The organism is Streptomyces sp. NPDC026673 (assembly GCF_040638135.1).
Taxonomy (GTDB): Bacteria; Actinomycetota; Actinomycetes; order Streptomycetales; family Streptomycetaceae; genus Actinacidiphila.
The window spans coordinates 136,887-149,918 of record NZ_JBEZXR010000011.1; the positions used below are offsets into that span (position 1 = coordinate 136,887).

The 13,032-nt window shown below is 73.7% G+C and carries 8 protein-coding genes; 3 read left to right on the plus strand and 5 right to left on the minus strand.

Translation table 11 applies throughout. From position 1 onward, the window contains the following. The first annotated feature begins 16 nt into the window (after positions 1-16). On the plus strand, positions 17-589 hold the full coding sequence (locus AB0F62_RS11745) for a hypothetical protein (RefSeq protein ID WP_361795708.1): 573 nt from the start codon (positions 17-19) through the stop codon (positions 587-589). Between the two features lie 7 nt (positions 590-596). On the opposite strand, the gene AB0F62_RS11750 is transcribed toward AB0F62_RS11745, so the two are convergent. From AB0F62_RS11750 to AB0F62_RS11770, 5 genes are all read right to left on the minus strand, one after another. Continuing rightward, a complete protein-coding gene (locus AB0F62_RS11750; protein ID WP_361795711.1) occupies positions 597-2,006 on the minus strand; it encodes a S28 family serine protease in 1,410 nt (469 codons plus the stop codon). Positions 2,007-2,182: 176 nt separating this feature from the next. Next, entirely contained in the window at positions 2,183-6,028 is a 3,846-nt protein-coding gene (locus AB0F62_RS11755) for an ABC transporter ATP-binding protein (RefSeq protein WP_361795737.1), read from the minus strand. A gap of 233 nt (positions 6,029-6,261) precedes the next feature. Then, on the minus strand, positions 6,262-7,869 hold the full coding sequence (locus tag AB0F62_RS11760) for a thiamine pyrophosphate-binding protein (protein ID WP_361795714.1): 1,608 nt from the start codon (positions 7,867-7,869) through the stop codon (positions 6,262-6,264). Then, a complete protein-coding gene (gene speB / locus AB0F62_RS11765) occupies positions 7,866-8,828 on the minus strand; it encodes an agmatinase (RefSeq protein WP_361795717.1) in 963 nt (320 codons plus the stop codon). The genes AB0F62_RS11760 and speB overlap by 4 nt, the downstream gene beginning before the upstream one ends. A 53-nt stretch (positions 8,829-8,881) precedes the next feature. Next, complete coding sequence (locus tag AB0F62_RS11770) at positions 8,882-10,351, minus strand: sodium:solute symporter (protein ID WP_361795719.1); 1,470 nt, start codon at positions 10,349-10,351, stop codon at positions 8,882-8,884. Between the two features lie 128 nt (positions 10,352-10,479). Between AB0F62_RS11770 and AB0F62_RS11775 the strand changes: the two genes are divergently transcribed. Continuing rightward, positions 10,480-11,985, plus strand: coding sequence for a PucR family transcriptional regulator (locus tag AB0F62_RS11775; protein ID WP_361795722.1), 1,506 nt, complete (start codon positions 10,480-10,482; stop codon positions 11,983-11,985). 114 nt (positions 11,986-12,099) lie between these two features. Further along, entirely contained in the window at positions 12,100-12,909 is an 810-nt protein-coding gene (locus AB0F62_RS11780) for a phosphatase (RefSeq protein ID WP_361795725.1), read from the plus strand. Positions 12,910-13,032 lie beyond the last annotated feature (123 nt).

The window sequence follows — 13,032 nt, forward strand, 5'->3', positions numbered from 1 at the left end:
GGCATGGCTGATTGCCGTGCTGCTCGCGGCATGCGCACCGGACGCGGGCGGGACCGGCAGCAGGGCCGCCGGTCCCGCTGTTCCGCCGGCCACGCACGACGCGGTCTTCCTGGACCGGGAGGAGTGCGCGGCCGGCGACCTCGCGGGCTCCTACCGGGAGGTGGCGTGCTCGGACCCGAGCGCCCGCGCCCGCGTCGTCACCCGGCTGTACGGGCTGCTGCCGGCCTCGCCGTCGCCCGCTCCCCCGGCCGCCACGCGGGTCGGCGACCGCTGCTCGCCGACCGCGGACTTCCTGCTCACCGTCACCGCCGCACGCCCCCAGGGCTACGCCTGCATGCGCAATCTGCAAGCCCCGCATCCCGGGGACCCGGGCGGGGGCGGCGGGCCCCGGACCATCGCGGGCGACTGCGTCTACACGTCCCGGAAGGGGCAGGTGAAGGAGGCGCGCTGCGACGGCTCGGGGCCGCACGCCCCGCAGTTCCGGGTCGTGGAGCTGGCCCGCAGCCGCCGGTCGTGCCCCAAGGGGACGGCTCTGTACGTCGTCGTGGGCGCCGGGCCGGCGGGCGTGGGATGCGCCCGCCGGCTCTGACACGCACTCAGAAGGGCAGCCGGCCCTCGGCTTCGGTGCCGCGGTCGAGCTTCGCGTCGTACGCCGCCAGCGGCCTGGCCGCCTCGGGGTCGGCGCGTACGGCGGCAGGGGCGACCCCGGCCCACTCCAGCACCTCGGCGGTGGCCTTCGCCTTGTCGGCGGCGCCCAGCGCGCCGATGACCGCGCCGTGGTTGGCGCCGGGCGCCCACATCACGTACGAGTCGTGCGCCCCCCGCGAGAGACGGAACGGCTCGGCTCCCCACGGGTCGTTCTGGCCGTAGACGAAGAGCATGCGCTCGGCGTGGTGCCGCACCCAGGTGTCGACGTCGTGCATCGCGCGGGGCTGGAAGCGCATCGGGATGGAGCGCGGCACGTAGGAGCGCGGCTGGTAGATCCCGGGGTAGCGCAGCAGGCCCTTCAGGTGCGGGGTCGAGAAGGTCGGAGCGCCGAGCTGGGTGCCCGCCTGGTAGTAGTACGGCGTGTAGTACTCCAGGCCCTGGTCGGTGTAGAAGTCGAAACCGGAGACGGAGTCGACGAAGGAGTAGATGGCGTCCGTCGTGGCGGTCGCCGCGGGCACGTCCGCGCACTCCGACTGCTGGTGGTACTGCCAGAAGGCCCACACCAGGTCCAGCACCACGTTCTCGTACGCCTTGTCCGCGCTGCCGACGGTGGTGAAGGTCAGCCCGTTGTCGGCGGCGTACTTCTGGTAGCGGGCGACGATCTCGCCACGGCGGACGAGTGCCTCGCGCTGCACGGCGTCGAGCCGCGCCCGGCAGTCCGCGGTGCCGACGGTGCGGAAGAAGCGGGTGTAGGCCGAGTCCTCGTCGTTCACCACGTCGTTGGGGGCGACGTAGGCGACCGTGCCGGCCATGTCGTGCGGGTAGAAGCGACGGTAGTACGTGGCCGTCATGCCGCCCTTGCTGGCGCCGGTGGCGAGCCAGTTCTCGGCGTAGATCCGGCTCAGGGCCCGGTAGATGCGGTGCTGGTCGCTGGCGGCCTGCCAGATGTCGAGCTTGGACCAGTCGGCGGGGTCGGGGCGGGACGGGGTGAAGAAGCGATACTCCATGGAGACCTGGTTGCCGTCGACGATCTGTGTCGGCTCACGGCGCGAGGGGGTCGTGGAGAGGCCGTATCCGGAGGTGTAGAAGACGGTCGGCCGGTCCGTTCCCTTGTGCAGCACGGTGATCCGCTGCTGGAACGTTCCCTTGGACGGATGCCGGTGGTCCACCGGTTGTGTGTAGTTGAGGACGAAGTACCGGTATCCGGTGACCGGCTTCTCCTCGATCAGGCTCATCCCGGGTATCGCCAGGATGCGGTCCTTGATGTCCGGCTCATCAGCGGTCGCGGTGGCGACTCCACCGCCGGCGGTGCCTATGAGCAGCACGAGCGCCAGCAGCCATCTGAGCGCGTTGCGCATGCCCCCTCCTTGGGTTCGTCGGGCGTCGCCCGTGAACCTATGAGGAGGAAGTCATGTGCCGCCAGGGGGCATTGGGCAAAGAGCGGCGGCCCGGACCGATGAGGTCCGGGCCGCGGAAGCGGGCGCGCGAGGCGAGCGGACGCGGGAGACGGCCGGCGCCATGGTGACGACAGGGCTCAGGCCACGGCCTCGCTGCTCTCGCCCTCGCCGACGAAGGTCCGCCACAGTGCCGCGTACCGGCCGTCGGCGGCGAGGAGTCGCTCGTGCGTGCCGTCCTCCACGACCCTGCCGTGGTCGAGGAGGACGACCCGGTCGGCACGCGCGGCGGTGGTCAGCCGGTGGGCGACGACCAGGGTGGTGCGGCGCACGGCGAGCCGGTCGGCGGCCTGGTTGACCAGCGCCTCGGTGGCCAGGTCCAGGGCGGCCGTCGCCTCGTCGAGCAGGAGGACGTCCGGGTCGACCAGCTCGGCACGGGCCAGGGCGATCAACTGCCGCTGCCCCGCGGAGAGGTTGCGGCCGCGCTCGGAGACGGCGTGCAGATAGCCGCCGTCCAACGTGGCGATCATCTCGTGGGCGCCGACCGCGCGGGCGGCGGCCTCCACCTCGGCGTCGGTCGCGTCCATCCGCCCGTAGGCGATGGCGTCGCGGACCGTCCCCTCGAAGAGGTAGGCCTCCTGCGGGACGACGCCGAGCCGCTGCCGGTAGCCGGTCAGATCGAGCTCGCGGATGTCCCGGCCGTCGACGAGGACGGCGCCCGACGTCGGGTCGTAGAACCGGGCGACCATCTTGACCAGGGTCGACTTGCCCGCGCCCGTCTCGCCGACGAAGGCCACCGTCTGGCCGGCGGGTATCCGCAGGTCGATGCCGGAGAGCGCCTCGGCGCCGTCCGCGGTGTAGCTGAAGTGCACGTCGCGGAAGGCGATCTCGCCGCGCAGCCGGCCCACCCCGCGCGGGGAGTCGGCGGGCGGGGTCGCGGTCGGCGTCCGCAGCAGTTCGCGGATCCGGCCCAGGGAGACCGACGCCTGCTGGTAGCCGTCGAAGACCTGGGAGAGCTGCTGCACGGGCGAGAAGAACAGGTCGATGTAGAGCAGATACGCCACCAGGGCACCGGCGGTGAGCGTGCCCGCACCGACCCGGTGCGCGCCCACGATCAGCACCAGGGCGGCGGCGACGCTGGACAGCAGTTGCACGAAGGGGAAGTAGACCGAGATCAGCCACTGGCCGCGCACCCGCGCCTGCCGGTAGGCGTCGCTGCGGTCGGCGAAGCGCTCGGCGCCGCCGCGCTCGCCCCGGAAGGCCTGCACCACACGGAGCCCGGCGACGTGCTCCTGAAGGTCGGCGTTGACCACGCTGACCCGCTCGCGGGCCAGTTCGTACGCCTTCACGGACTTGCGCCGGAAGACCCAGGTGGCGACGGCGAGCACCGGCAGGGTGGCGAAGACGATCAGGGCCAGCTGGACGTCGATCGCGAGCAGCGCGACCAGGATGCCGAGGAAGGTGAGCACGCTGACCAGCGCGGTGACCAGGCCGGTCTGCAGGAACGTCGACAGCGCGTCGACGTCGGTGGTCATCCGGGTCATGATGCGGCCGCTGAGCTCGCGCTCGTAGTAGTCGAGGCCGAGCCGGTGCAGATGGGAGAAGATCTTCACGCGGAGCGTGTAGAGCACCCGCTCGCCGGTACGGCCGGTGAGGCGGGTGGAGCCCCACTGCGCGGCCCACTGCGCGGCGACGACGGCGAGACCGAGCAGCGAGGCCACCCAGACGGCGCCGAGCGCGGCCTCCCGCACACCGGAGTCGATGCCGTGCCGGATCAGGACCGGCAGCAGCAGCCCCGCGAGCGCGTCCACCGCGACGAGCAGCAGGCTGAACAGCAGCGGACCACGGAAGCCGCGCAGCAGACTGCGCAGGCCGAAGTCCTTGTCGACGGAAGCCGCCCCGCTCTCGTCGACATCCGGGGTGTCCACGGCCGCGGGCAGCGCCGCGACCTGGGCGAGCAGTTCGGGAGTGGCGGGCATCCCGGCCATGGCCGAGGCCATGCCGCCCGGGCCGCCGCGCGCGGCGGCGGAGGCGGGCGCCGACCGGGGGCCCGCGGTGGTCTCGTCGCGGTGCCTGCGGTCCTCGGGCCACAGGGCCGCCGTCACGCCGCCCGCCGGGGGCGCCGCGGGGGCGGGGCGCTCGATCGCGCCGGCGATCGCGCCCTCCCCCGGCCACTCGGCGAGGGGCACGGCCTCCCCCGCGGGATCGTGTGCGACGACGTCCGAGCCGAGCTCGTCGGGGTCGGTGAGCAGCCGCCGGTACAGCGGGCAGCGGGCCTCCAGCTGCTCGTGGGTGCCCACGTCGACCAGCCGGCCGGCCTCCAGCACCGCGATCCGGTCGGCGAGGGCGAGGGTGGAGCGCCGGTGGGCGATGAGCAGGGTCGTACGGCCCGCCATCACCTCGCGCAGCGCGTCGTGGATCTCCGCCTCGACGCGGGCGTCGACGGCGGAGGTGGCGTCGTCCAGGACGAGCAACCGGGGGTCGGTGAGGATGGCGCGGGCCAGGGCGACGCGCTGGCGCTGCCCGCCGGACAGGGTCAGGCCCTGCTCGCCGACGACGGTGTCGTAGCCCTCGGGAAGGGCGCTGATGAACTCGTGCGCCTGGGCGTGCCGGGTCGCGGTGAGGATCTGCTCGTCGGTGGCGTCGGGGTGCCCGTAGGCGATGTTGGCCCGGACCGTGTCGGAGAACAGGAAGCTGTCCTCGGGGACGAGCCCTATGGCGTCGCGCAGGGAGTCGAAGGTGAGCTCGCGTACGTCGCGGCCGCCCACCCGGACGGCGCCGCCGGTCACGTCGTAGAAGCGCGGCAGCAGCAGGGAGACGGTCGACTTGCCGCTGCCGGACGCGCCGACGACGGCGACCGTCTCACCGGGCTCGACGCTGAGCGAGAAGTCGTCCAGGACGGGGCGGGTGCGGTCGTAGCCGAAGCCGACGTGGTCGAACTCGACGGTGGCCGCGGCCTCGCGCGGCAGCTGCCCGGTGCCCTCCTCCAGGCTGGGCCGGGTGTCGATGAGCTCGGTGACGCGCTCGACGCCGGCCCTGGCCTGCTGGCCGACGGTGAGCATCATCGTGAGCATCCGGACGGGCCCGGTCAGCTGCGCCAGGTACGTGGAGAAGGCCACGAAGGTGCCGAGGGTGATCTGACCGCGCACCGCCATCCAGCCGCCGAGCGCCAGCATGCCGACCTGCCCGAGCGAGGGCACGGCCTGCAGGGCGGGGCTGTAGCGCGCGTTGAGCCGGATGGTGCGCAGCCGCCCGGCGAACAGCCGCTCGCTGACCGTGCGCAGCTTGGACATCTCCTGCTGCTCCTGGCCGAAGCCCTTCACCACGCGGACGCCCGTCACGGAGCCGTCCACGATCCCGGCGACGGCGGCGGCCTGGCCCTGGGCGTACCAGGTGGCGGGGAAGAGCTTCTTGCGGCTGCGGTCGGCGAGGAACCACAGCGCCGGCGCGACGGCGAGGGCGATCACGGTCAGCAGGGGCGACAGCACGAACATCACGACGAGCGACAGGACGAACAGCAGGACGTTGCCGATCATCATGGGCGCCATGAAGAGGAGGCCCTGGATGAGCTGGAGGTCGCTGGTGGCCCGGCCGACGACCTGGCCGGTGTTGAGCTCGTCCTGGCGCGCGCCGTCGAGCCGGGTGAGCGAGTGAAACATGTCCGTGCGCAGGTCGTGCTGCACGTCGAGGGCGAGCCTGCCGCCGTAGAAACGCCGCAGGTAGGTCAGCAGGTAGACCGCGATGGCGGCCGCGACCAGCACGGCCGCCCAGGGGGCGAGCGGCCTGTCGTGGCTGACGATCACGTCGTCGATGATCAGCTTGGGGACGAGCGGCACGAGGGCCAGCACGGCCATTCCGGCGAGCGAGGAGCCGAGCGCGAGCGTCACGTTCCCCCGGTACCGCCAGCAGTAGCCGCCCAGCCGCCGTAGCCAGCCCTGGCCCGCTCCGGCCTCCGCGGCCTTCTTCTCCTCGCCCTTCGCCGCCACCCGCTGTCCTTCCGTCCCGTCCACTGCGCCGGAGGATCACAACGTCCCGGAGTGCGGATTTCATCCTCCCGAAACAAAACTACGGCGAGGGTCCGACAGCACTCGGGCGGAAGACCCGGGACCAGGCATGCCGAAAGGTTTCTGCTGTGGCGTGAAACGATCGGTCCCGGAATGCCCGGGACCCGGCCGCGGCGGCCCGCCGCGGGGCGGAACGGCCGGGGCCGGGAGCCGGGTCAGCGCACGTGCGTCGGGGCGAACATCCGCAGCAGCGCGGGGAGCACGACCACGGAGGGGCCGGGCTCCGCGAGGGCCGCCGCGAGGTCGTCCCGCAGCCGCTCGGGGCTCGTACGGACCGCCGGGACGCCGAAGGACGCGGCGAGGGCGACGAAATCCGGCCGGGACAGCTCGGTCGCGGTGGCCTCGCCGAAGGCGTCGGTCATGTACTCGCGCAGGATGCCGTAGCCGCCGTCGTCGACGATCAGCCAGGTGACGGGCAGACCGTACTGCCGGGCCGTGGCGAGCTCCGCGATCGAGTACATCGCGCCGCCGTCGCCCGACACGGCCAGCACGGGCCGCGCACGGTCGGCGGCGGCCGCGCCCAGCGCGGCGGGGAAGCCGTATCCGAGGCCGCCGGCGCCCTGGGCGGAGTGCATCGGGCCGGGCCAGGCGGACCAGGCCCAGTAGGCGAGGATCGTCATGTCCCAGAAGCTGGGGGCGTCCTCGGGCAGGGCGTCCCGCACCGCGGCGAGGACACGCTGCTCCAGGTCGAGGTCCTGGCCGCCGATGCGCTCCCGGACCCGCTCCAGCAGCGCCGCGACGGCCTCGGGCGCACCCGCGTCCCGGCGCTCGGCGACGGCCGCGGCGAGCGCGCCGAGGGCGAGCCGGGCGTCGGCGTGGATGCCCAGCGCCGGGTGGTTGGACTCCAGCTTGCCGAGGTCGGCCTCGATCTGGATCACCCGGCCGCGCGGGCGGAACGTGTGGTAGTTCGAGGAGAGCTCGCCGAGTCCCGAGCCGACGACCAGCAGGACGTCGGCCTCCTCCAGGAAGTCGGTGGTGTGCCGGTCCTCCAGCCAGCTCCGCAGGGACAGCGGGTGCTCCCAGGGGAAGGCGCCCTTGCCGCCGAAGGTGCAGGCGACCGGGGCGTCGAGCCGCTCGGCGAGGGCGCGCAGCTCGGCCTCCGCCCCCGAGCGCACGACCCCGCCGCCGGCGAGCACCACCGGCCGCTCGGCGCGGGACAGCAGCGCCGCCGCCTCGGCGATCAGTTCGGCGCGCGGCCGCGGCGGCCGGGGTTCGGCCGCGAGCTCCCCGACCGGCGGAACGGTGACGGGGGCGAGCAGCACGTCCTGCGGGATCTCCACCCAGACCGGCCCGTACGGCGCGGTCAGCGCCGACTCCCAGGCGGCGGCGAGGGCCGAGGGGATCTGGGAGGCGGTGCGGACGGTGTGCACCGACTTGACGATGTCGCGGAACGACGCCTTCTGGTCGGCGAGTTCGTGCAGGTAGCCGTGACGGCCCCCGCCGAGGCCGGCGACCGGTACCTGGCTGCCGATGGCGACGACCGGCGCCGAGGCGGCGGCCGACTCCTGGAGCGCGGCGAGCGTCATCAGGGCGCCGGGGCCGGTGGAGACCAGCAGCGGGGCGGCGCCGCCGGTGACGCGCGCGTACGCGTCCGCGGCGAAGCCCGCGTTGTTCTCCACCCGCAGGCCCACGTACTCGAGCTTCGAGCGCCGGAGAGCGTCGAAGGCGCCGAGGGCGTGCTGCCCGGGCAGCCCGAAGACGGTCGTGGCGCCGAGCGCCGCCAGGGACTCGACGACCAGGTCGCCGCCGTTCCGCTCGCTCATGCGCGGCCCGCCGCGATCTGCCGGGTCATGATCGTGGTGAGCTCGTACGCGGTGTGGGAGGCCGCGACGCTGGTGATCTCGGCGTGGTCGTAGGCCGGGGCGACCTCGACGACGTCGGCGGAGATCAGGTGGCAGGAGGCCAGGCCGCGCAGGATCTCCAGCAGCTCGCGGGAGGTGATGCCGCCGGCCTCGGGGGTGCCGGTGCCGGGGGCGTGGGCGGGGTCGAGCACGTCGATGTCGATGGAGATGTACAGCGGACGGTCGCCGATGCGCTCGCGCAGCTGCTGGGCGACCTCGTCGGCGCCGCGCCGGTAGACGTCGGCGGAGGTGACGATGCCGAAGCCCATCTTCTCGTCGTCGGTGAGGTCCTGCTTGCCGTAGAGCGGACCGCGGGTGCCGACGTGCGAGAGCGCGGAGGTGTCGAGGATGCCCTCCTCGACGGCGCGGCGGAACGGGGTGCCGTGGGTGTACTCGGCGCCGAAGTAGGTGTCCCAGGTGTCGAGGTGGGCGTCGAAGTGGAGCAGCGCGACCGGGCCGTGCTTGCGGGCCATGGAGCGCAGCAGGGGCAGCGAGATGGTGTGGTCGCCGCCGAGGGTCATCAGACGGGCACCGGTGTCGAGCAGGTCGTCGGCGGCGGCCTGGATGGTCTCGACGGCCTCGTTGATGTTGAACGGGTTGGCCGCGATGTCGCCGGCGTCCGCCACCTGGGCGAGCGCGAAGGGCGAGGCGTCCTGCGCGGGGTTGTACGGACGCAGCAGGCGGGAGGCCTCGCGGATCGCGTTGCCGCCGAAGCGGGCGCCGGGGCGGTAGGACACACCGGCGTCGAAGGGCACGCCGACCACGGCGACGTCGGTGCTGCCCACCTCGTCGAGGCGCGGGAGTCGCGCGAACGTGGCGGGACCGGCGTAGCGCGGGGTGCGGGAGGAGTCGACGGGGCCGCGCGGCTCGGTGCTGCTCATGGGTAACTGCCTTCTTTCCTACGCTTCGTTGCGGTCTGACTCGCTTTGTGACTTTATCCGACCGGAACGGTTCCCTCGGCGGCCGGGACGGGAGTCCGTCCGGCCAGCCGCTCCCGCCAGGCCGCCAGGACGGCAGCGTCCGTCGGCCTGGTGGCGAGGCTCACCGCCACATAGGCGACCAGGGAGGCCAGCAGGCCGTAGTAGACGGGCTCGTTGGCCAGGATGCCCTTCCAGGCCATCAGGCCGACGACGGCCACCCCGCCGACGGCGACCGCGGCGAGGGCGCCCGCCGCGGTGCCGCGCTTCCAGAGCAGGCCCCCGAGGATCGGCACGAGCAGACCGCCGACGAGCAGGTTGTACGCCACGGTCAGTGCCTCGACGACGTTGTTCAGCGCGATGGCGGTGACGATGACGACGACGCCCATGATCAGGATGAAGACCCGGTTGCCCGACACCTCGTCGTGCGCTTCCCCGTCGTCCTCCCGGCGGGTGACCGCGCCGCGCAGCCGGGACCAGATGTCGTTGTTGGCGACGGTGGCGCAGGCGATCAGCGCGCCGGAGGAGGTGGACATCACCGCGGAGAGGGCGGCCGCCAGCACCAGGCCGCGCACGCCCACCGGCAGCGCGTCCTTCACGATCGTGGCGAAGGCGTCGTCGGCCGCCGCGAGATTCGGGTAGAGCACCTTGGCGGCGGTGCCGATGACGGCGCCGGCGATCGCGTAGACGAGGCAGTAGACACCGGCGACGGTTCCGCCGAGCTTGGCGATCCTGTCGCTGCGGGCGGTGAACACGCGCTGCCAGATGTCCTGGCCGATCAGCATGCCGAAGGTGTAGATCAGCACATAGGTGAAGATCGTCTGGCCGCCGATGCCCAGGGGCGCGAAGTACTCGGTCGGCAGCTGCGCCTTCATCTCCGCGAAGCCGCCCGCCTTGACCGCCGCGATCGGCAGCAGCAGGACCAGCACGCCGAGGGTCTTCACGACGAACTGCACCATGTCGGTGAGCGTGATCGACCACATGCCGCCCAGCGTGGAGTACGCCACCACGACCGCGCCGCCCAGGATGATCGCCAGGGTGCGGTCCATCCCGAACAGGACGTCGAAGATCGTCGCGTAGGCGATGGTCGAGGTCACCGCGAGCATCAGGGTGTACGCCCACATGACGACACCGGAGATGACGCCGGCCGAGCCGCCGTAGCGCAGGTCCAGCATCTCGGAGACGGTGTAGACCTTCAGGCGGGCGATGCGGGCCGAGAAGAAGACGCTCAGCGCCAGCAGGCCGAGGCCGATGGTGAACACCATCCAGGCGCCGGAGAGACCGTACTGGTAGCCGAGGCCGACGCCGCCGATGGTGGACGCGCCACCCAGGACGATGGCGGCCATGGTGCCGGAGTACATCGACGGGCCCAGCCGGCGGCCGGCCACCAGGAACTCGCTCTTGGACTTGGCGCGGCGCATGCCCCACCAGCCCACGGCGAGCATGCCGGCCAGATAGCCGGTGATCACGGCGTAGTCGACGGCCATGAGCCCTCCTCCATCGGTCGCGCGGGCGGAGCCGCGGGCTTTCCTTTGCGGTGACGATAGGTGGCCGGGAAGAAGCGCTGAAGTGTACGTTTCATCCATCGAAACCGGCCCGCATGGAGGAAACGCACATGCCTCCCCCGCCGCACTCACGTCAGGACGTCGTCCCACCGACGCCGCCGATCCCGCTGGCCGACCTGCTCGCCCTGCCGGACCTGGGGCTGCGCCAGGTCGCCGGACCGTCGGCGGCCGAGGAGGACATCCGCGTCCAGTGGGTGCACACCAGTGAGATGGAGGACCCCTTCCCCTACCTTCTCGGCGGGGAGCTGCTGCTGACCGCCGGAGTGCACTTCGCGTCGGCGGCGGGGGCCGGTGCCTATCTGGACCGGTACGTGGCCCGCACCGTCGAGGCGGGGGCCGCGGCGCTCGGTTTCGGTCTCGCCCCGGTGCACGACGAGACACCGCGCGCGCTCATCGCCGCGTGCGACCGCCATGGGCTGCCCCTGGTGGAAGTGCCGCCGCCGACACCCTTCACCGCCGTCGCGCGGGCGGTCTGGCAGGCCATGGGCGAGGCCAGGATCCGGGAGCTGCGGCACGTCACCGAGGCGCAGCAGGCCCTCGCCTCCGCCGCCGCGCGCCCCGATCCCGTCCCCTCGGTGCTGCGCAGGCTCGCCGGCCGGCTGGGCGCGTGGGCCGCGCTGATGGCGCCGGACGGCTCCGAGCTGTACGCGGCGGGCACCGCCCCTGACCCGGAGGTGCGCGCCGCGGCGGCCCGCCTCGCGCGGGTGGTGCGCCCCGCACCGGACGCCCACGCGCCCTCGTCGGCGACCGACACCCACGCGGGGACGCGCCTGTCGGCGTACGCCCTCGCGGGCGGCGCCCCGAGCGAACGTCCGGCGCTCGTGCTGGCCGCGGGCCGTCCCGATCCCGGCGACCACGCCGTCGCCAATGTCGCCGCCGTCCTGCTCTCCCTGCTCACCGGCCCGCACCTGGGCAGCGCGGAGGCGGGCCGGTCGGCCGCGCTGGTGCGGCTGCTCCTGGGCGCGGCCGCGGAGGAGGTGGCGCCTTTGCTGGGGCCGGAGTCGCAGTGGACCGTCGTACACGCCCGCAGGCGCGGCGGCCCGGCCGGCCCCCTGGCGGCGGCCGCCCTCGGTGCGGCGCTGGGAACCGCCCTGCTCGCGCCGGGGGACGGCGTCGTACGCCTGCTGCTGCCGGCCGGCCGCGAGGTGACGGCGCAGCCGGGGTGGGCACTCGGCGTCAGCGCCCCGGTGGCCGTTTCCGCGCTGACCACCGGCGACGGCCAGGCGGCGGGCGCGCTGCGCCGGGCGATCGCCACCCGTGTGCCCCTGGTCGCCCAGCGCGGGGCCGGACCCGGCATGACCGGGCTGGTCGCCCCGGACGACGCCAGGGCCAGGGCGGCGGAACTGCTCGCGCCGGTGGCGGACTCGCCCGCCCTGGTGGAGACGGTGCGCACCTGGATCGGCCTGCACGGCAGCTGGGACCGTACGGCCGTCGCTCTCGAGGTGCACCGCAACACCGTGCGCCAGCGCATCGCGCGGGCCGCCGCCCTGCTGGAGGCGGACCTGGACGACCCGGACGTACGCATGGAGCTGTGGTTCGCACTGCGCTGGCTGTGAACCCCGCGCGCCCTTGGAGCAGCTCTGGGGGCAGGCTCCCTGACGCCCCGGCAGGAGGTAACGGACCGGCGTCGATCGGCCGCCCCCCGCACGCACGTCCGACAGCACGCGACAATGGGGGGCATGCTGCCCCATGTCACCGCGCCGTCCCGCAAAGCCCTCGCCGACCACCTCGTACGCACGCGCATCGCGGGCGACGTCGCCACTCCCCGCGAGAACAACCGCTCCCACTACCGCAGGCTCGCGGAGGGCGACCGTCACTACTGGTTCGGCCTGGAGTTCGGCGACCGCTGGACGGACGAGGAGGCGGTGCTGGCGGTCATGGCCGAGCGCTGCGGCGTCGTGGCCGACGCCGGGTACCTCTACGGGCAGGACACCATCGACCCCGAGCTGACGATCAGCGCCCTGGAGCGGGCCGCCCGGATGCTCTGCAAGGCCGTGGAGGGCGGGCAGCGGGTGCTCTTCGCCACCGGCCACCCCGGCGGCCTGCTGGACGTCCACCGCACCCTGGCCGCGGCCGTGCGGGCGGCCGGGGCCGAGGTCCTCGCGGTCCCCGGCGGACTCGCCACCGAGGAGGGCGGCGTCTTCCAGTTCTGCGACGTGACGATGCTCGAGCGCGGCGCGACGCTGTGGCACACCCACTCCCCCGCGCCCATGGCGGCGGTCCTCGACGGGCTGGCCGCGCACGGCCGTCCGCTGCCCGACCTGGTCGTGGCCGACCACGGCTGGGCGGGCTGCGCCGGTCAGCGCGGCATCGACGCGATCGGTTTCGCCGACTGCAACGACCCGGCGCTCTTCCTCGCCGAGGCGGAGGGCACGGTCTCGGTGACCGTCCCGCTCGACGACCACGTCGCCGACCCGCGGTTCTACGACCCGATGACGGCCTACCTCCTGGACGCCGCGGGCCTGACCGGCTCCGCGTGACAGAAGGGCCGCGCCCCGAAGGGCGCGGGCCCCGGGGCCCCCCCGGGGGCGGGGCCCCGGGCTACGGGGCCCCCCCCCCGCGGCCGGTGCGGCGCGGCCGGGACTCGACGAGTTCGGGCGCGC